The sequence below is a fragment of the Massilia varians genome (assembly GCF_027923905.1).
Taxonomy (GTDB): domain Bacteria; phylum Pseudomonadota; class Gammaproteobacteria; order Burkholderiales; family Burkholderiaceae_D; genus Telluria; species Telluria varians_B.
The window spans coordinates 2,496,736-2,515,586 of the sequence record NZ_AP026966.1 but is presented as its reverse complement, the minus strand read 5'-3'; the positions used below and the strand labels follow the sequence as shown (position 1 = coordinate 2,515,586).

The 18,851-nt window shown below is 70.0% G+C and carries 14 protein-coding genes and 1 pseudogene; 6 read left to right on the top strand and 9 right to left on the bottom strand.

From position 1 onward, the window contains the following. The first annotated feature begins 60 nt into the window (after nucleotides 1–60). The 3 genes from MasN3_RS11435 (at nucleotide 61) to MasN3_RS11425 (ending at nucleotide 2,278) form a co-directional block, all read left to right on the top strand. Entirely contained in the window at nucleotides 61–753 is a 693-nt protein-coding gene (locus MasN3_RS11435) for a hypothetical protein (RefSeq protein ID WP_281914186.1), read from the top strand. 68 nt (nucleotides 754–821) lie between these two features. After that, on the top strand, nucleotides 822–956 hold the full coding sequence (locus tag MasN3_RS11430; protein WP_281914185.1) for a hypothetical protein: 135 nt from the start codon (nucleotides 822–824) through the stop codon (nucleotides 954–956). 74 nt (nucleotides 957–1,030) lie between these two features. Further along, on the top strand, nucleotides 1,031–2,278 hold the full coding sequence (locus tag MasN3_RS11425) for a DEAD/DEAH box helicase (protein WP_281914184.1): 1,248 nt from the start codon (nucleotides 1,031–1,033) through the stop codon (nucleotides 2,276–2,278). Nucleotides 2,279–2,443: 165 nt separating this feature from the next. Here MasN3_RS11425 and MasN3_RS11420 read toward each other — a convergent pair whose 3' ends face one another. From MasN3_RS11420 to MasN3_RS11395, 6 genes and pseudogenes are all read right to left on the bottom strand, one after another. Then, nucleotides 2,444–5,110, bottom strand: coding sequence for a bifunctional acetate--CoA ligase family protein/GNAT family N-acetyltransferase (locus tag MasN3_RS11420; protein ID WP_281914183.1), 2,667 nt, complete (start codon nucleotides 5,108–5,110; stop codon nucleotides 2,444–2,446). 90 nt (nucleotides 5,111–5,200) lie between these two features. Further along, nucleotides 5,201–5,593, bottom strand: coding sequence for a hypothetical protein (locus MasN3_RS11415; protein WP_281914182.1), 393 nt, complete (start codon nucleotides 5,591–5,593; stop codon nucleotides 5,201–5,203). A gap of 90 nt (nucleotides 5,594–5,683) precedes the next feature. After that, entirely contained in the window at nucleotides 5,684–8,341 is a 2,658-nt protein-coding gene (locus MasN3_RS11410; RefSeq protein WP_281914180.1) for an ATP-binding protein, read from the bottom strand. Between the two features lie 181 nt (nucleotides 8,342–8,522). Further along, complete coding sequence (locus tag MasN3_RS11405; protein ID WP_281914179.1) at nucleotides 8,523–11,003, bottom strand: heavy metal translocating P-type ATPase; 2,481 nt, start codon at nucleotides 11,001–11,003, stop codon at nucleotides 8,523–8,525. 266 nt (nucleotides 11,004–11,269) lie between these two features. Next, nucleotides 11,270–12,754, bottom strand: a complete 1,485-nt coding sequence (locus tag MasN3_RS11400; protein ID WP_281914178.1) for a PAS domain S-box protein — start codon at nucleotides 12,752–12,754, stop codon at nucleotides 11,270–11,272. Next, nucleotides 12,739–13,005: pseudogene (locus tag MasN3_RS11395) on the bottom strand (GAF domain-containing protein); the annotation flags it as partial. The gene MasN3_RS11400 and the pseudogene MasN3_RS11395, both read right to left, overlap by 16 nt. Nucleotides 13,006–13,322: 317 nt before the next feature. Here MasN3_RS11395 and MasN3_RS11390 point away from each other — a divergent pair. Further along, nucleotides 13,323–13,820, top strand: a complete 498-nt coding sequence (locus MasN3_RS11390) for a nuclear transport factor 2 family protein (RefSeq protein WP_281914177.1) — start codon at nucleotides 13,323–13,325, stop codon at nucleotides 13,818–13,820. 12 nt (nucleotides 13,821–13,832) lie between these two features. Here the strand turns inward: MasN3_RS11390 and MasN3_RS11385 are convergent, their stop codons facing one another. Together MasN3_RS11385 and MasN3_RS11380 are read right to left on the bottom strand one after the other, a co-directional pair. Next, a complete protein-coding gene (locus MasN3_RS11385) occupies nucleotides 13,833–14,408 on the bottom strand; it encodes a flavin reductase family protein (protein WP_281914176.1) in 576 nt (191 codons plus the stop codon). A 14-nt stretch (nucleotides 14,409–14,422) separates the two neighbouring features. Next, nucleotides 14,423–15,472, bottom strand: a complete 1,050-nt coding sequence (locus MasN3_RS11380) for an NAD(P)-dependent alcohol dehydrogenase (protein ID WP_281914174.1) — start codon at nucleotides 15,470–15,472, stop codon at nucleotides 14,423–14,425. A 153-nt stretch (nucleotides 15,473–15,625) separates the two neighbouring features. Between MasN3_RS11380 and MasN3_RS11375 the strand changes: the two genes are divergently transcribed. Beyond that, entirely contained in the window at nucleotides 15,626–16,522 is an 897-nt protein-coding gene (locus tag MasN3_RS11375) for a LysR family transcriptional regulator (RefSeq protein WP_281914173.1), read from the top strand. Between the two features lie 114 nt (nucleotides 16,523–16,636). After that, nucleotides 16,637–17,461 (top strand): universal stress protein, encoded by an 825-nt coding sequence (locus MasN3_RS11370; RefSeq protein ID WP_281914172.1) that lies wholly within the window; start codon nucleotides 16,637–16,639, stop codon nucleotides 17,459–17,461. 10 nt (nucleotides 17,462–17,471) lie between these two features. Here the strand turns inward: MasN3_RS11370 and MasN3_RS11365 are convergent, their stop codons facing one another. Beyond that, the gene (locus MasN3_RS11365; protein WP_281914171.1) at nucleotides 17,472–18,830 is read right to left on the bottom strand and encodes an acetylxylan esterase; all 1,359 of its coding nucleotides are present in this window, start codon (nucleotides 18,828–18,830) and stop codon (nucleotides 17,472–17,474) included. Nucleotides 18,831–18,851: the final 21 nt, after the last annotated feature.

Below are 18,851 nucleotides of genomic sequence, written 5' to 3'. Positions count from 1 at the left end.
GCGGCCACAAGCCAAGCCGCCTTACAATCTTGCCCTTTGACAGCAAAAGGCTCCCACGGCATGGCACACAAGCATTCTTCCTTCGCACTCGCAGCGCTCGCAGCCCTGTCCACATTCGCGTCGGCATCGGCGCAGGCGCAGATCGGCGCCGCCGTGACGGCCGACCTCGGCACGACCGGCGCCGGCGTCCACCTGGTCGTGCCGATGGAAAGCACCCTGAACGGCCGCTTCGGCGCCAACTACCTCAAGCACGACTTCGAGAAGCGCTCGGGCCTGGTCGACTACCAGCTCGACGGCAAGCTGGCGACCTTCGACGCGCTGTTCGACTGGTACGTCATCCCGCACAGCAGCTTCCGCCTGACCGCCGGCATCGTGTACAACGGCACCCGTTTCAAGGCCCTCGGCACCCCGAGCGCCAGCGGCAGCTTCATCTTCAACGGCACCACCTATGCGGCCACCGACCTCGGCGCCCTGAAGGGCGAAGTGAGCTTCCGCCGCGCCGCGCCCTACATCGGCATCGGCTGGGGCAATGCGCTGAACCCGAACAAGCGCTGGAACTTCCATGCCGACATCGGCGCCTTCCACCAGGGCAAGGGCCGGGTCAACCTGATCGCCTATGGCTGCACCAGCTCGCAGACCTTCTGCAAGCAGCTGGCCAGCGACGTCGATGTCGAAGAACTGCGCCTGCAGAAAGAAGTCTCGGACTACAAGATCTACCCGGTACTGCGCGCCGGCATCTCGTACAACTTCTGATGTCGCGCCCGCGTGTGCACCTTCGGCGCGGACTGGCGTATCATGGCGTTTCTTGACAAGGAGCCATCATGCCGCCGCGCCCACCCCTGCGTGCGATTCCCGCCGCGCTCGCGATTGCCTGCCTCTTGCTCACCGGCTGCAAGAACCAGCGCGAGCCGGCCAAGCCGATCGTCGACCTGTCGGCCCTGATCGTCGTCGCCTGAGCCCGCCTGCCCTTCGCTTGCCGCGCCCGGCAAGTTAAACTACGGCCTGTACATTTACTCGTCGTAAGGTTTCCATGTCCTTCGCTTCACTTGGACTGATCGATCCGATCGTCCAGACCCTCGCCACGCTCGACTACACCACCCCGACCGCCGTGCAGCAGCAGGCGATTCCTGCCGTCCTGTCGGGCAAGGACGTCATGGCCGCGGCCCAGACCGGCACCGGCAAGACCGCCGGCTTCGCCCTGCCGATCCTGCAGCGCCTGTTCAAGCGCGACAAGCCGGTCGGCAGCAACGCCGCGCGCGCCTTGGTCCTGGTGCCGACCCGCGAGCTGGCCGAGCAGGTGCACGAGAGCTTCCGCAGCTACGGCGCCGGCCTGAACCTGCGCACCATGGTGGCCTACGGCGGGGTCAGCATCAATCCGCAGATGATGAATCTGCGCAAGGGTGTCGACGTGCTGGTGGCCACGCCCGGCCGCCTGCTCGACCTGCACCGCCAGAACGCGGTGAAGTTCAGCGAGGTCATCACCCTGGCGCTGGACGAGGCCGACCGCATGCTCGATCTCGGCTTTTCAAAAGAGCTCGACCAGGTGTTCGCGGCCCTGCCGAAAAAGCGCCAGACCCTGCTGTTCTCGGCCACCTTCTCCGACCAGATCCGCGCCATGGCGAACCGCCTGCTGCGCGAGCCGGTGCGCATCGAGGCGACGCCGCGCAACACCACCGTCAGCAAGATCACCCAGTGGCTGGTCCCGGTGGACAAGAAGCGCAAACCCGAGCTGTTCCTGCACCTGCTGAAGAAACACGGCTGGACCCAGGTGCTGGCCTTTGCGAAAACCCGCAAGGGGGTGGACGAATTGGTCGGCCTGCTGGACGCCAAGCGCATCCCGGCCGACGCGATCCACGGCGACAAGCCGCAGCCGGCCCGCCTGCGCGCGCTGGAGCGCTTCAAGGCGGGCGAGGTGAAGGTACTGGTGGCCACCGACGTCGCCGCGCGCGGCCTCGACATCGACGACCTGCCGGTGGTGGTGAACGTCGACCTGCCGATCGTGGCCGAGGATTACGTGCACCGCACCGGCCGCACCGGGCGTGCCGGGGCCTCGGGCGAGGCGGTGTCGCTGGTGGCGGCCGACGAGGTCGAATTCCTGGCCGCGATCGAGGGCTTGACGCGCCAGCTAATTAAGCGCGTGGAAGAAAGCGGCTTCGAGCCGGAGCACCGCGTGCCCGAGACCATCGCGGGCGGGCAGATCGTCAAGAAGCCGAAGAAGCCCAAGAAACCGAAGGGCGACGTGAAGGTGGTGCAGGAGGATGTGCGTTTCAGGAGGTGAAATATTATTTCACATGAGCCGCCTTAGTGAAATATTCTGTCGCAGGGTGGACGGCTATGCCATCCGCGTGTTCACATAACGGTGCTGCCGCCTGCGCGTCTGTTCTTTTGCTGCTTGAACGCGCGCACGGCGAAGCGTGATCTGGTCCACTGGACCAGATCACCCCTACAGAACCAGGCGCATCTCGCGCATGCCCTCCAGGCCCGTTGACGTGACGGTGAACCCCATCCGCTTGGCGAGGCCAGTGATGCGCGAATTCTGCGGCAGCGCCTCGCCCACGATCTCGCGCGTGCCGCGCGAGCGGCAGTAGTCGATCAGCTTTTGCATCATGATCTTGCCGAGCCCCATGCCCTTCAGGTCCGAGCGCACCGTCACCGCGAATTCGGCCGTGATGTTGTCGGGATCGGCCACCACCCGCCCCACCGCCAGCGTCTCGGCGACGCCTTGCGCGTTGGGGCGGGTGGCGACGAAGGCCATCTCGCGGTCGTAGTCGATCTGGGTGAAGCGCGCCAGCTGCGAAGGCTGCAGTTCGCGCACGCGCACGAACATGCGGTAGCGCACGTCGTCCGGCGTGAGCGCATCGAAAAAGGCCAGGTGCGCCGGACCGTCCTCGGGGCGGATCGGGCGCAACAGCAGGGGCGCGCCCTGCCAAGCTATGGTCTCTTCCAGTTCGCGCGGATAGGGCCGGATCGCCAGCCGATCCAGGGTGCTCCCGGAACGGTCGGCCAGCGCCAGGCGCATGCGCGCGTCCAGCACCACCGCGCCGCGGCTGTCGGCCAGCAGCGGGTTCAGGTCGAGCTCCACGATCTCGGGAATGTCCGACACCATGCGCGACACCTGCACCAGCGTGGCCAGCACCGCGTCCATGTTGGCCGCCGGCCGGTTGCGGTAGCCGGCCAGCAGCCTGGCTACCCGGGTGCGGTCGACCAGGTCGCGCGCCAGCACCAGGTTCAGGGGCGGCAGGCCGACCGCATGGTCGTCGGTCACTTCCACCGTCACCCCGCCCTGCCCGAACACGATCACCGGCCCGAACACGGCGTCCAGCGCCGCGCCGACGATCAGTTCGTGCGCATTGCTGCGCCTTACCATGGCCTGCACCGAGTAGCCCTCGAACTTCGCCTGCGGGAACAGTTCCGACAGGCGCCGGCGCATCCGGGTGGCGGCCGCGCGCACGCCCTCGTCGCCGTCGAGGTCGAGGGTGACGCCGCCGAAGTCCGACTTGTGCATCACGTCCGGCGTCAGGATCTTGACCGCCACCGGATAACCGATGCGGCGGGCGGCGCTCACCGCCTCTTCCACGCTGGCGGCCTGGCGCGTCTCCACCACCGCCATCCCGTAGGTGCGCAGGATGGCCTTGGTCTCGGGATCGGACAGCAGGTAGCGCCCGCCGGCGACGGCCTCGCGCACCAGCGCCCGCGCCGCCGCGCGGTCGGGGGCCGCCGCCCCCGCCATCGAGGGCGGCACCTCCATCAGGAGGTTCTGGTTGCGCCGGTAGTGCAGCAGCTGCAGGAAGCCGGCCACCGCGTCTTCGGGCGTGCGGAAGGCCGGCAGGCGCACGCTGGAGGCGATGGCGCGCGCCTCGGACACCGCGCCGCCGCCGAGCCAGCACGACAGCAGGGTCTTGGACGCGCCGCGCACCAGCGGCGCGATGGCGTTCGCCACCTCGCGGCTGGGCACCGTCGCCGTGGGCGACTGGATCAGGAGCACCGCGTCGACCTGCGGGTCGGCAAGCAGGATCTCGAGGGTCTCGCGGTACAGTTCCGGCGCCGCTCCGCCCTGCAGGTTGACCACGTTCCCGCGCCGCCAGCCCGGCGCCAGCAGCGCCTCCAGGCGCGCCTGCGACGCCTCCGACAAGGGCGCCTCGCCCCCGCCGCCATCGGCCAGCGCATCGCGCGCCAGCACGCCCGGCCCCGCGCCGTTGCTGACGATGGCCAGGCGCTCGCCGTGCAGCGGACGCGCGTAGGCCAGGGTTTCGGCGGCCGAGAACAGCTGGTCGGTGGTGTAGACGCGCAGCATGCCGGCACGCCGGATCGCGGCGTCGAACACCTCGTCGCGGGTCGCCAGCGCCCCGCTTTCGCTGGCCGCGGAAGGCAGCGGATCGTCCTCGCGCCCGGCGCGCAGCACCAGCACCGGCTTGCTGCGCGCCGCCGCGCGCGCCGCCGACATGAACTTGCGCGCATAGCGCAGGTCCTGCAGGTAGAGCAGGATGGCCGAGGTGGCGCCGTCGCTGGCCAGATAGTCGAGCACGTCGCCCAGGTCGACGTCGGCGGCGTCGCCCAGCGCGATGAAATGGGAAAAGCCGATGCCGCGCGTGCGCGCCCAGTCCAGCACCCCGACCATCAGGGCGCCCGACTGCGACACGAAAGCGATGCGACCGGGCAGCGCGCCGCTGGTGGCGACGCTGGCGTTGAGCCCGAGGCCGGGCGCCAGCAGGCCGGCGCTGTTCGGCCCCAGCAGGCGCAGCAGGTAGGGATGGGCGGCGTCCAGCATGGCCTGGCGCAGGCCGCGCCCACGGGCATTGATGCCGTTGCTCAAGACCACGGCGGCGCGGGTGCCGCGCTCGCCCAGCTGGCGCACGATGGCGGGAATGCTCGCCGGCGGCGTGCAGATCACTGCCAGCGCCGGCGCTTGCGGCAGCTCGGCCACGCCGGCATAACAGCGGCGTCCGGCCAGTTCGCCGTACTTGGGGTTGACCGGCCAGACCTCGCCCTTGAATCCGCCCGCCAGCAGGTTCTCCAGCAGCGTCGCGCCCAGGCTGCCGGGGCGCTCGGACGCGCCAATCAGCGCCACCGACTTCGGTGCGAACAGGTGTTCGAGGTTGCGAACGCTCATGCCGGTGACCTTTTCCTGGAGTGATGGGGCGCGGCTGCGCCCCGCCCGAGAAGCATAGCGCCGGCGCGCGACTTGGCGCGCACGGGCCGTCTAGCGCATGATGCCGCGCCGCTCGTGGCGCGACGCCGGCAGCGCGCACAGGGCCGGCGACTGGCGGCGCAGCGCCCCCATGACGCCGTCGGCCATGCGGCGCGCGTGGGTGGCAAGCAGGGGGGCGTCGATCCCGGCTTCGAGCACCTGGGCGCGGAACACCTGCGCCTCGTCCAGCTCGCGCACCGCGATGCTGGCCAGGATGGCGGGGCATGGCTGCGGCGCCAGCGCGTAGAAGCGCAGGCGGAACTGCCGGTCGAGCAGGATGGTGCCGGCCAGGAAGCGGTCGAGCCCGACGTCGAACAGGACGTGGACGATCACCTCGGCCGCGCGGCCGGCGATCTCTTCCTGGTTTTTTCTGCGGCGCGGGCGGAACAGGCGAAACAGCTGCATCGCACCCTCCAAGTCAAAGCTTGCAAAATACTAACAGTGTGTTGCAAGATGTGCAACATGCGGCCGGGCCGCCGTTGCACGTCCGCACAGCTACAGCTTGCCCAGCAGATCGATCAACTGCTGCGGCGCCACCGGCTTGGTGAGGTGCTCGTCGAAGCCGGCCGCCAGCGAGGCCGCGCGGTCCTCCTGCCTCCCGCGCCCGGTCACCGCCACCAGGAAGGGCCGCGGCACGCGCCGCGCCAGGATCGCCGCCACCTCCAGCCCGTCCATCTCGGGCATGCCCTGGTCCAGCACCGCGATGTCGGCCGGATGCGCGTCGAACATCCGCAGCGCCGCCGCGCCGTCGTGCGCCACGTCCACCGTCGCGCCCTCGGAGCGCAGCAGCCAGGCCAGGGATTCGGCGGCGTCGACGTTGTCGTCGGCCACCAGCACGTGCTTGCCCAGGCGCGGCCCGGCGGCGCCCTGCTGCTCGGCCACGTCCGGCGTGGACGCCGGCCGGATCGCCGGCAGCGTCACCGTGAAGGCCGAGCCGTGTCCCGGCCCCTCGCTATGGGCGCTGAGCCGGCCGCCGTGCAGCTCCACCAGGCCCCTGGCCAGCGACAGGCCGATCCCCAGGCCGCCCTGCGCCAGGTGGCTGGCGCTGGACACCTGCACGAAGGCGTCGAACACGCGCGCCAGCATGTCCGGCTCGATGCCGATGCCGTTGTCGCTCACCTCGACCCGCGCCTCGCCCGCCCTTTCCTCCAGCAGGATCGCGATGCGCCCGCCCGGCGGCGTGTACTTGGCGGCATTGTTGATCAGGTTGGCCAGCACCTGGGTCAGGCGCAGCGCATCGGCATCGACCCACACCGGCTCCTCGGACAGGTCGAGCGCCACCGTGTGGCGTCCGGCCTCGACCAGCGGCATGCTGGTCTGCAGGGTGTCGCGCAGCAGCCGGCCCAGCTCCACCGGCGCGCGGTGCAGCTCGATCTTGCCGCGGCTGATGCGGGTGACGTCGAGCAGGTCGTCGAGCAGGCGCGCCATCTGGGCGGTCTGGCGCCCGACCATGGCGGCGATCCATTCGATCCGGTCCTGGGCCAGCGCCTTGCCGCGCAGGAGCGAGGCGGCGTTGGCGATCGGCGCCAGCGGGTTGCGCAGCTCGTGCGCCAGGGTGGCGATGTAGACGTCCTTGCGGCGGTCGGCTTCGCGCAAGGCCTCCATCGCCTCCTCGCGCTCGCTCACGTCGAGCACCAGCGAAAACACCCGGTCGATCTGCCCCTCCTCGTCGTGCAGCACCGAGTTGTACCATTCGCAGCAGAGGGTGCGGCCGTCGCGCGTGCGGTTGCGGTTGCTCGACTTGACGTAGCGCGTGGCAGAATCGAGCAGGCGGCCCATGGCGCCGGCCACCATGCCGGCATCCTCCTCGTGGATCACCGGCAGCGCGTCGATGCGCCGTCCGACCGCTTCCCCTGCCGTCCAGCCGAACAGTTCCTCGGCGCGCCGGTTCCACAGGCGGATCACGAAGTCGCGGTCCCACTCGATCACCGCCAGCGGCGTGTTCTCGATCAGGTAGCGCGTCTGGTCGAGGGCGCGCGCCAGCGCGGCGCCCGCCAAGGTCCGGTCGGTGATGTCGTCCAGCACGATCACCGCCGCCGCCAGCTCGGCCGCGCCGTCGCGCAGGGGCGCCCCGCTGACCGAGTACACGCGCCGGCCGTCGCGCGTCAGGCTCTCGAGCACGGCGTCGCGGAAGGCTTCGCCGCGGATCGCGCGCCGCACCGGCTCGCCGATCAGGGACAGCATCGCGGCCGGGCCGGCCATGTCGCCCAGGCCGGTGTGCTCGAAACGCGCCGCCATCTGCTCGGCCAGGTCGTTGGCCATCACGCAGCGGCCCTCGCGGTCGACGATCAGGACGCCGTCGGGCAGCTGGCGCAGCACCGAACCGAGCAGGCTTTGCCACTGGGCCCGCGAACGGGCCTCGATCATCTCCTCGAAGGTGTCGTGCAGGCGCCCGTGCAGGGCGATGTTGTCGATGGCGACGGCGCCCAGCACGAACAGCGAGGCCGCCAGGCCGTACAGACGCCCGGCGTAGAAGCCCAGGTCGAAGCGCCCGTCATTGAGCAGGCAGGACAGCAATACCTCGAAGGCCCAGGCCGACATCGCGATCGTCAGCCAGACGTCGAGCACGGCGCGCGGGCGCTTCTGCGCCGTCTTCCACAGCGCGAACAGGGCCAGGCCGAGCACGACGGCGCCGAGCCAGCGATAGGCGGGCCGGAACCGGTGCCCGTCCATCAGCTCTGGCAGGTAGGGCGCGCCGGTGGTGCAGATCAGGACCAGTGCGGCGACGAACAGCGCCATCAGGAGCGCGCCGGCGCGCATGAAATGGGCGGGAAGCGGACGCCGATAGGTGCGCGCATAGCCGAGCACGAACAGCGGGAACAGCGCATGCCAGATCAGAAACAGCCAGGGCGTGGTCTGGGCGTTCCCGCCCAGCACGCCGTGCGGCGAGAACAGACCGGGAAAGGTCAGCATGTGGGCCAGCGCGATCAGCGCCGTGCACAGGTAGCCCAGCGTGAGGATGCCGAGCGACCAGGAGCGGCTGGTATGCACGTGGCCCAGCAGGAGGATGCCGGTCAGGAGGTTGCTGCCGATGAGCACCGACTGGACCATCGGGATGAATTCCGGCGCCGCCGGCAGCGGCGTGCGGGCAAACGGGGCCAGCAGCGAAAAGAAGACGGCCAGCACGGCCAGTACCACGAGGACGTTGCGCAATTGCGCACCGGATGGAGGGTGTTTCGCCAGATCTGCCGGTTCTGCTAAAACACCATAGCGCATGAGTCATCCCAGGAATGCCGAGCGAAAGTCCTAGACCATCCGTGCCTGCTGCCCCTATTCAACGTACATAAAAATATAGCGCATTTTGCCGAGCTTGCGCACTTGTTTGTCTGATATCTTAGCTTCGTGCACTCACGGGGTAGCCGGCGGCGTCGATCGCGGCAACGATGCGCTCCAGGTCGGCATCGCTGTCGATGCTCACCCGCTTGCTCGGCAGGTCGATGCTCACCTTCGCCGCCGCGTCGACGCCCTGGACGGCCTTGGTCACGCGGCCGACGCAGTGGCCACAGCTCATGTCTTCTACGGTCAGTTGAATCATTTCTCGTACTCCTGTTGGGAGGGGCGCTTCAAGCCCCTGGTGGATCAAAACTTCCTGGCCGGCGTCGCGGCTGTCGGCCGGCGCCGCCGCGCCCGAGGGGCGCCAGCCGCGCAACAGCAGCGCGTTGGCCACCACGCTCACCGAGCTGAGCGCCATCGCCGCCCCGGCCAGCACCGGGTTGAGCAGGCCGAAGGCGGCCAGCGGGATGCCGACCACGTTGTAGACGAAGGCCCAGCCGAGATTCTGGCGGATCTTGGCATAGGTACGTTGCGAGATTGCCACAGCATCGGCCACCAGGCCGGGGTCGCCGCGCATCAGGGTGATGCCGGCGGTCTGCATGGCCACATCCGTGCCGCTGGCCATCGCGATGCCGACGTCGGCGGCCGCCAGCGCCGGCGCATCGTTGATGCCGTCGCCGACCATCGCCACCTTGCGGCCCGCCGCTTTCAGCTCCGCCACCAGGCGGGCCTTGTCTCCGGGCAGCACGCCGGCGTGGAAGCGCGCGATGCCGGCCTGCCCGGCGACCGCGCGCGCCGCGCCCTCGCTGTCGCCGGTGAGCATGACCGACTCGATGCCCATCGCCGCCAGGCGCGCTACCGCCGCCGCCGCGCCGGGCTTGAGGCTGTCGCCGAAGGCCAGCAGGCCGAGCGCCTCGGCGCCGCTGGAATCGGACAGCGCCAGCCAGGACACGGTGCGTCCCTGCGCCTCGTGCACGGCGGCCCGGGCTTCGAGGACGGCGCCGGCGGCGCCCTGCTCGCGCATCAGGCGCGCATTGCCCAGCAAGACGGTCGCCCCGTCGAGCTCGGCCTGCACCCCGCGCCCGGGCAGCGCGCGCGCCGCCGTGACCGGCGGCGGCGCGATGCCGCGTTCGCGCGCCGCCTGCAGCACCGCATGGGCCAACGGATGGCTGCTGGCCTGCTGCACCGCCGCGGCCAGCCGCAGGACCCGGTCCGGGTCCGCGCCTTCGAGCGCGGCCAGGCGTGGCCGGCCTTCGGTCAGGGTGCCGGTCTTGTCGAACACCACCACGTCCAGCGCATGCGCGGTTTCCAGCGCTTCCGCGTCCTTGATCAGGATGCCGTGGCGGGCGCTGGCGCCGGTGCCGACCATGATCGAGCTCGGGGTGGCCAGGCCCAGCGCGCAGGGACAGGCGATCACCTGCACCGCCACCGCGTTGAGCAGCGCCGCCTGCCAGTCGCCGGTGGCCAGGCCCCAGCCGAGCAGCGTGACCAGCGACACCAGCAGCACGGCCGGCACGAAGACTGCGCTGACCCGGTCCACCAGGCGCTGGATCGGCGCCTTGACCGCCTGCGCGTCTTCCACCATGCGGATGATCCGCGACAGCATGGAATCAACGCCCACCGCGGTGGCGCGCACCAGCAGCAGGCCGTCGGCGTTGATGGCGCCGCCCGCCACGCGCTCGCCCGGCCCCTTGGCGACCGGCAGCGATTCGCCGGTCAGCAGGGATTCGTCGAGGTGGCTATGCCCTTCTTCCACGCTGCCGTCGGCCGGCACCCGTTCGCCGGGCCGCACCACCATCAGGTCGCCCACGCGCAGTTCGGCCAGGGGAATGCGCAGCTCGCGGCCGCCGCGCCGCACCAGGGCGTCCTCGCTGCGCAGGGCTTCGAGCGCCCCGATGGCCGCCACCGCCTGGCGCTTGGCGCGGCTCTCGAGCCACTTGCCGAGCAGGACCAGGGTGATCACCACCGCCGAGGATTCGAAGTAGAGGTGCGGTGCGCCGTGCCGGCCGCCCGCCAGCAGCAGATACAGCGACAGGCCGTAGGCCGCGCTGGTGCCGATCGCGACCAGCAGGTCCATGTTGCCGCTGCCGGCGCGCAGCGCCTTCCAGCCGGCCCGGTAAAAGCGCGCGCCGAGCCAGAACTGGACCGGGGTCGCCAGCGCCAGCTGCAGCCAGCCGGGCAGCATCCAGTCCAGGCCGAAGGGCTGGACCAGCATCGGCGCCACCAGAGGCAGGCTCAGCAGCGCGCTCAGGGCCACCGGCCACCAGGCCGGCAGGCCGCCCTGCGTGCCGCTGTCCGGCCGGGCGCTGCCGGGGGCCGGCGCCGCGGCGGCCTCATAGCCGGCCGCGCGCACCGCGTCCACCAGCGCCTCGAGCGCGGCGTCGCCATGCACGCTGGCCTTCTCGGTGGCCAGGTTGACCGTTGCCGCGCGCACGCCGGGCACCTTCTGCAAGGCCTGTTCGACCCGCGCCACGCAGGAGGCGCAGGTCATGCCGTCGATGGTCAAGAGGGTCGCGCCCCCGGTTTGCGTTGTGGTATCCATCCTGCTTCCTTCGTTCATGGAGTGTCTACCGGAAGGATAGTCCTTCCCACGATGGGAAGGTCAAGCCCTTCCATGCCCGGCGGCGGAGCGGGATGCGGCGCGCAGGCTAGGAACCTATCCCAGTAGGGAGGAGGAAGCTGGCGGCGATGCATGGCGAGTGCAGGCAAGGCGCGAGGAGGCCGCATGGCGCGCCATGCAACGACGAGCAACGCCGCCCGCGCTTGCCAGGCGCGCCGAAAGCGACTCATTCCCTACTGGGATAGGTTCTAGGTCGGGTGGCGCGCCGAGCACACGCGCCCGCGCCCGGCCTTCTTGGCCTGGTACATGAAGTGGTCGGCCTCTTTCAGGAGCTCCTCCGGCGTGCGCGCCGGCTTGCCGGTGTCGAGCGAGATGCCGATGCTGGCGCGCACCCGCATCGCCCGCCCGGGAAGCATCACCGGCTCGGCAATGCTCGAGATCAGCTTGTCGGCCACGGTATGCGCATCCTCGAAGGTGTCGGTCATGTCCTCGAGCAGCACGGTGAACTCGTCGCCGGCCAGGCGGTACACGCTGTCGGTCTTGCGCACGCCGGCGCGCAGGCGCCCGGCGATCTCGCGCAGCAGGGCGTCGCCCGCTTCGTGGCCGAGCGAATCGTTCACCGCCTTGAAGCCGTCCAGGTCGATGAACAGCATGCCGACCGCCTTGCCGCTGCGGCTGGCCCGGGCCTGGGCCACGGGGATCGCCTCCAGCAGCGCGCGCCGGTTCAGCAGGCCGGTGAGCGGGTCGTGGCGGTTCTCGTACTCGCGCTGGGCCTGTTCCTGCTTGCGTTCGGTGATGTCGTGCAGAAAGGCGCTGAACACCGTGCGCCCGTTCGATTCGAGGGCGCGGATGCGCACCTCGACCGTCAGCGCGCTGCCGTCACGGCGCAGGGCCGGCAGTTCCAGGCGCTGGTCGACGGCGCTGGCCAGGCGGGTCGCCAGGAAACGCTGCATGCCGTGGCGATGGCGCTCGCGCTGTTCTTCCGGAATGATCAGCTCATCCAGGCTGCGTCCCAGCGCTTCCTCGCGCGGCCAGCCGAAGGTGTCTTCGGCCTGGCGGTTCCAGGCCGTGACCACACCCGCTTCGTCCAGGCTGATGTAGGCGTCGTAGGCGTTTTCCACCACGCTGCGAATTTCCGCCTCGCGCGCGCGCAGCTCGGCGGTGCGCTCCTGGACCCGGCGTTCCAGGTCGGCGTTCAGGGCGGAGAGCTGGGCCTGGGCCGCCTTCTCGGCGTCGATGTCCTTGATCACCGCCACCGTGTATTCGACCTGGCCGGCGGCATTGCGCTTGGTCGAGACGTCGAGCTTGACCCACACCGACCTGCCGTCCTTGCGGAGGTAGCGCTTCTCGAGCCGGAACCCGTCGAGCTCGCCGCGCTGGATGGCGCGCATCTGCTCCATGCCGAGATCGACGTCCTCCGGGTGGGTGATCTGGCGGAAGCTGCGGCTCCACAACTCTTCCTCGCTGTAGCCGACGATGTCGCACAGGGCCTGTTGACGCTGATCCAGCCGCCGTCGGGCGCCACCAGCGCGATGCCCACGCTGGCGATGTCGAAGATGGTGCGAAAGCGCGCCTCGCTGGCGCCCAGCACCGCGTTCGAGCGCGCCAGCTGCTCGCGCGCCACCGCCATGCGCTCGCGGTACTGCACTTCCTTGGTCAGGATCGCGGCCAGGTCGTTCAGCACAGCAGCCTCGTCCTCGCTCAGCGTGCGCGGCCTGGTGTCGAGCGCGCACAGGGTGCCGATCGCCAGGCCGGCCGTGGTGCGGATCGGCACCCCGGCATAGAAACGGATGTTCGGCGGGCCGTTGACCAGCGGGTTGTCGCTGAAGCGCCCGTCCTCCAGGGCGTCATGCACCACCAGCGGCGCGCTCATGCCAATCGCATGGGCGCAGAAGGCATGTTCGCGCGGGGTCTGCTCCGGCTCCAGCCCGACGCGCGACTTGAACCACTGGCGGTCGGCATCGACCAGCGAGAACAGCGCCATCGGCACGTCCAGCATGCGGCTGGCGAGGCGGGTGACGCGGTCGAACACCGGTTCAGGGGGGGTATCGAGCAGGTGCAGGGCGTCGAGCATCGACAGGCGGTCGAGTTCGTCTGGAGGCAGTGGGGCAGCAGGCATAACGTCCGTGGGATGAATTAACGGCGTGGCTGCCGTCCAGGGTGGAACTGTAACAGAACTGCATTTCTTACACAAAATCAACGTGTCACAAGTACCAACAATGTGTCGCATTTCACCCAAACTGTGACATTATTCCAAGGAAAGCCCACCCATCGTCGTAGCAGTGTGATCCGAGACCCGCCATGCGCCCTCTTCCTGTCGTCCTCCTTTGCCTCGCCAGCCTGTCGGCGCCCCTTGCGACGGCCGCCTCCGACCCGCTCGCGCGCGCTGCCGCCGTGGGCGTGCGCGAGGCCGAGCGCCAGCGTGCCCTGGCGCTGAACGAACGCGACATCGAGCTGCTGCGCCGTCTCATGGGCGGCAATTACCGCCACGTCGAGACCAACGGCAGGCTGCGCTCCAAGACCGAGTTCCTGCAGGCGCTGGCGCGCGACGAATACCGCATCCGCCACTATGCGCTGGAAGACATGGAGGTCGAGGTGGTCTCGGGCGACGTGGCGATCGTCACCGGCACCTACCGCGCCGCCCGCTACGAACTGGGCAGCGCCCAGCCGCTGCGCGGCCGCTACGTGCGGGTCTGGACCCGCCAGCCCGAAGGCTGGCGCATCTCGCTGCACCAGGGCACCGAGATCAAGACCGCCGCCGCCCAGCCCGCCAAATCCGACAACCGTGCCACGCAATAGACGACCGCCGCCTCAGTCGGCGGCGCGCAGCGCTTCGCCGATCGCATAGAAATTACCGCCGGCAATATGGTGGATGCTGCGCCAGGATGGGTCGGCCGTTTCGAAATGCCAGTGGCCGTCGCGGAACACGCGCGCATCGGCCCAGGCGGCCGTCACCTCGCCGATGAACAGGTCGTAGGCCTGCTGGTTGTGCGGTTCCGGCAGCAGCCGGCAGGCCAGCCAGGCCGAACAGTCTTGCACCAGCGGCGCCGCCACACCCTCCATCCGCATCAAGACCACCCCGGCCCGGGCCAGCTTGTCCGGCTCGGCGTCCAGCGAGCGGCTCCCCACCTCGTGGGTCAGGCGCAGCTGGCGCACGGTGGGCAGCTGGATCACGAAGCTGCCGCTGCCCTCGACCAGGGCGCGGGTCCGGGTCGAGTTGTCGAGCACCACGGTGAGCCTGGGCGGGGCGAAGTCGAGTGCGCAGGCCCAGGCCGCGGCCATGACGTTGTCCACGCCGGCGTGGCTGCTCGACACCAGCACGGTCGGGCCGTGGTTGAGCAGCCGGTAGGCCTTCTCGAGGGGAACGGGGAGAATGTGTTCGTTCATGCCGACGTGCCGCCTCAGGCCCTGAGGGTGGCGCTGTCGATCACGAAGCGGTACTTGACCTGGCCGGCCAGCATGCGCTCGTAGGCCTCGTTGATCTGGTCGGCGCGGATCATCTCGATGTCGGCGACGATGCCGTGCTCGGCGCAGAAGTCCAGCATTTCCTGGGTTTCCGGAATCCCGCCGATCATCGAGCCGGCCAGCGCGCGGCGCTTCATGATCAGGTTGAAGACCTGCGGCGACGGATGGGGCGAGGACGGCGCGCCGACCAGCACCATGGTGCCGTCGCGTTTCAGCAGCGACAGATAGGCGTCGAGGTCGTGCGGCGCCGCGACGGTATTCACGATCAGGTCGAGGCGCCTGGCCTGCGCCGCCATGGCGTCGGCGTCGCGCGAGACCACGACCTCGTGGGCGCCCAGCGCCTCCGCATCCTGGCGCTTCGATGCGGAGGTGGTGAAGGCCACCACGTGGGCGCCCAGCGCGCGCGCCAGCTTGATGCCCATGTGGCCGAGGCCGCCGATGCCGACGATGCCCACCCGCTTGCCGGGGCCGGCCTGCCAATGGCGCAGCGGCGACCAGGTGGTGATGCCGGCGCACAGCAGCGGCGCGACCGCCGCCAGCTGCGCGGCATCGTGGCGCACCCGCAGCACGTAGCGCTCGTTCACGACGATGCGCTCGGAATAGCCGCCCAGCGTATGCCCGGGCGCGTCCGGCGTCGGCGAATTGTAGGTGCCGACCATGCCGTCGCAGTAGTTTTCCAGGCCGGCCTCGCAGTCGGGGCAGGCGCGGCAGCTGTCGACCATGCAGCCGACGCCGACCAGATCGCCCACCGCGTAGTTCCTGACGTGGGCGCCGACGGCGGACACCCGCCCGACGATCTCGTGGCCCGGCACGCAGGGATAGACGGTGCCGGCCCATTCGCCGCGCACCTGGTGCAGGTCGGAATGGCAGACGCCGCAGAAGGCGATGTCGATCGCGACGTCGTGCGCACCGGGCGCGCGGCGGGTGATGGCGAGCGGGCCGAGGGGCTGGTCGCCCGCGTGGGCGCCATAAGCGGTGACGGTCATGCTGGATCCTTCCATATTCTTGCAAAAGGAACATGATAACGGCTTGCGGTGGTAAAAAACCGATCGGAATTTGCATGGGCTTATGAATGCACGTCATGAATAACCGGGCTGATTCGTGCGAAAATTTGCATAATCCCGACAATATTCCCACCCATGGCGCGCGACAACATCAACGACATCCTCGTGTTCCTCGCCGTCGCGCGCGAACGCAGCTTCACCCGTGCCGCGGCCAGGCTGGGCATGAGCCAGTCGGCGCTCAGCCACATCGTGCGCTCGCTCGAGCAGCGCCTGGGCGTGCGCCTGCTCCAGCGCACCACGCGCAGCGTCTCGCCCACCGAGGCCGGCGAGCGCCTGATCCAGAACGTCGCCCCCAGGCTGGAAGAGATCGAGGCCGAGATCGCCGACATCAGCGACCGCGGCGACAAGCCGGTGGGCACCATCCGCATCACCGCGATCGACCACGTGATCGAACAGATCCTGTGGCCGCGCATCGCGCCGCTGCTGCCGCAGTACCCGGACCTGCACGTCGAGTTCAGCGCCGACTACCGCATCGTCGACATCGCCGCCGAACGCTTCGACATCGGCGTGCGCCACGGCGACCAGGTCGACAAGGACATGATCGCCGTGCGCCTGACCGCCGACGTGCCGATGCGCATCGTCGGCGCGCCCGCCTACTTCGCACGGCGCCCGCGGCCCGCCTCGATCGCCGACCTCATGAAGCACAACTGCATCACGCTGCGCCTGTCCAGCAGCGGCGGCATCTACGCCTGGGAGCTGCGCCACGCCGGCGAGGACATCGCGGCGCGGGTGCGCGGCCAGGCGATCTTCAACGATGTCGCCTACCACCTGCCGGCGGCGCTGAGCGGCAACGGCCTGGCCTTCCTGCCCGAGGACATGGTGACCGAGCACGTGCGCGCCGGCCGCTTGATCAGCGTGATGGAAGACTGGTGCCCGAGCTTTCCCGGCCTACACGCCTTCTACCCGAGCCGGCGCCATTCCGCGCGCGCGCTGGGCCTGGTCATCGACGCCATCCGCTACCGCGGCGCATGAACGGGGGAATTCGCTTCAAATTTGATCTGCATCAGCCGCACGCCTGACGCAGCCTTGTACTCGGCGTAGAGTCCTCGCTACCGGGGCCCGGCCCCAGCCTATAGGAGAGCTGCCGTGTACAAGACCATCATTGTCCATGTCGACGAAAGCCCGCTGCTCGAGGCCCGCCTGCGCGCCGCCGCCTGGCTCGCCAACAGCCACGCGGCCCACCTGGTGGGCTGCGCCGCCACCGGCATGTCCTGGCCCGCCTACGCCATGCTCACCGGCTCGATGGCGGTGTCGCCGGTCGCCGAATTCGACTCCCTGCGCAGCAGCGCGCGCGCCAGCCTGCAGCGCTTCGCCGAGCGCGCCGCCCGGCTGGGCGTGGCTTCGATCGAGGAACGCCTGGTCGAGGACGAGAATCGCGACGCCCTGCTGCTGCAGGCGCGCTATGCCGACCTGGTGGTGACCGGCCAGGACGCCGGCGACGAAGCCACCGTGCGCGGCCTGCCGCAATACCTGGCCATGCACGGCGTGCGCCCGGTGCTGGTGGTGCCGCCCTCCTACGACGGGGCGCCGATCGCCGACGAGATCCTGGTCGGCTGGGACGGCAGCGCCCAGGCGATCCGCGCCATCGGCGCCGCCATGCCGCTCCTGGCTCGCGCCGCCACGGTGCGCCTGGCGCTGGTGAACCCCGAGCTCGAGTCCGGCCTGCACGGCGAGGAGCCGGGCGCCGACATGGCGCTCTACCTGGCGCGCCACGGGGTGCGCGTCGAGGTGCAGGTGGAACGCAGCGGCGCCGCCGTGGGCGACGCCCTGCTCGGCCTGGCGCGCGCCAGCGGCGCCGGCCTCCTGGTCAGCGGCGCCTTCGGCCACAGCCGCTACCGCGAGATCGTGCTGGGCGGCGTGACCCGCCTGCTGCTCGACCGCGCGCCGCTGCCGGTGCTGTTCGCGCACTGAAGCGCGGCGCTCAGCGCCTGCCCGCCGCGTGCTCGAGCAGCCAGCGCTCGATGGTGTCGCGGTGCGCCTGCGAGGTCAGGTGCACCTGGGCCGGCTCGACGACCAGGGTGCGGGCGGAAGGAATCACGTTGTACACCGCGAAGGTCGAGGTCGGCGGCGTGACGGTATCGTTGTAGCCGGCGTAGTACAGCACCGGGGTGCGCAGGCGTTTGGCGAAGTTCACGGTGTCGTAGTAGGCCGAGGTGGCGGCTTTCGGCTCCACCGGCTGGTCGCGCCGACGGCCCTCGCCGTCCTTGCGGAACAGCCCGGGCCAGCCGCCGGCGCGCTCGTGCAGGTAGCCGGTGACGTCGCTGTAGGCCGGGTAGGACGCGATCGTCAGCGTGACCCGCGGATGCAGGGCGCTGGCCATGATCGCCAACTGCCCGCCCTGGCTGCCGCCCTGGGCGGCCAGCTGCCTGCCGTTCCACTTCGGGTGCTGGACCAGGTAGTCGAGCGCGCGCAGCGTTCCCAGGTAGACCCGGCGGTAATAATACGCCTGCGGATCGTCCAGGTTGAAGCGGTTGTAGCCGTCGAGCGCGCCGAAGTTGAGCTGCTCGTACAGTTCCGCCGGCAGGTCCACCGGGATGCCGTGGATGCCGATCTGCAGGGTGATGAAGCCTTTCGCGGCCAGTTCCGGCGTGCCCTTGTAGCCGCGCACGCCGGCGCCCGGCACCTGCAGCACCGCCGGGAACGGCCCCTCACCGCGCGGCACCGACAGCACCCCATACATGCGGGTGCTGCGCGTGCCCGGTCCCACGTTCTGGAAGCTGAGGTAGGACACCTCGACCTCGGGCGTGGACAGTGCCGGGGCCGGCACCAGCCGGAACGCCGGGTCGACCGCCGCCAGCGCGCGCTGCTGCGCCGCCCAGAAGGCATCGAAGTCCCGGGGTTCAAGCTGCACCGGGCGCAGCTCCAGCGGGCTGAAGGCCGCGGTCGCCGTCGCTTCGACCGCACGGCCGTCGATGCTGGCGCTGACGATGCAGCGGACAAAGCCCGGCTTGTCCGTGCCCGGCGCCGCCAGCAGCAGGCCCTCCTCGGGCACCACCGCGCTGCGCTCCGGCCCTTCCAGCATGTCCGGTCCCAGGCGATACCTGATGCGGATGCCCTCGCGCGGATACGGCTTCTTGTCGATCCGGACCTGGAACTGCGCCGCTTCGCCGGCGCGGTAGGTCCAGTCCGGACGATCCAGGCTGACCGTCAAGGGCAGGCCGGTGGGGGCCGCCGGCGCCACCTGCACCACGGAGGGCGCGGCGGCCACGGCCGGCGCGATCCAGGCCACATGGGTGAAAAGGCCGAGGGACAGCGCAAACAGCATGTGCAGCTTTTTCATGGTGATGTCCTTATCAACTGG

Bases quoted from the DNA above. Each gene is read 5' to 3' on its own strand.
- MasN3_RS11365 (WP_281914171.1), bottom strand. From the start codon at position 18,830: ATGAAAAAGCTGCACATGCTGTTTGCGCTGTCCCTCGGCCTTTTCACC.
- MasN3_RS11420 (WP_281914183.1), bottom strand. From the start codon at position 5,110: ATGAGCGTTCGCAACCTCGAACACCTGTTCGCACCGAAGTCGGTGGCG.
- MasN3_RS11375 (WP_281914173.1), top strand. From the start codon at position 15,626: ATGGCGCGCGACAACATCAACGACATCCTCGTGTTCCTCGCCGTCGCG.
- MasN3_RS11425 (WP_281914184.1), top strand. From the start codon at position 1,031: ATGTCCTTCGCTTCACTTGGACTGATCGATCCGATCGTCCAGACCCTC.
- MasN3_RS11415 (WP_281914182.1), bottom strand. From the start codon at position 5,593: ATGCAGCTGTTTCGCCTGTTCCGCCCGCGCCGCAGAAAAAACCAGGAA.
- MasN3_RS11405 (WP_281914179.1), bottom strand. From the start codon at position 11,003: ATGGATACCACAACGCAAACCGGGGGCGCGACCCTCTTGACCATCGAC.
- MasN3_RS11385 (WP_281914176.1), bottom strand. From the start codon at position 14,408: ATGAACGAACACATTCTCCCCGTTCCCCTCGAGAAGGCCTACCGGCTG.
- MasN3_RS11380 (WP_281914174.1), bottom strand. From the start codon at position 15,472: ATGACCGTCACCGCTTATGGCGCCCACGCGGGCGACCAGCCCCTCGGC.
- MasN3_RS11435 (WP_281914186.1), top strand. From the start codon at position 61: ATGGCACACAAGCATTCTTCCTTCGCACTCGCAGCGCTCGCAGCCCTG.
- MasN3_RS11390 (WP_281914177.1), top strand. From the start codon at position 13,323: ATGCGCCCTCTTCCTGTCGTCCTCCTTTGCCTCGCCAGCCTGTCGGCG.
- MasN3_RS11430 (WP_281914185.1), top strand. From the start codon at position 822: ATGCCGCCGCGCCCACCCCTGCGTGCGATTCCCGCCGCGCTCGCGATT.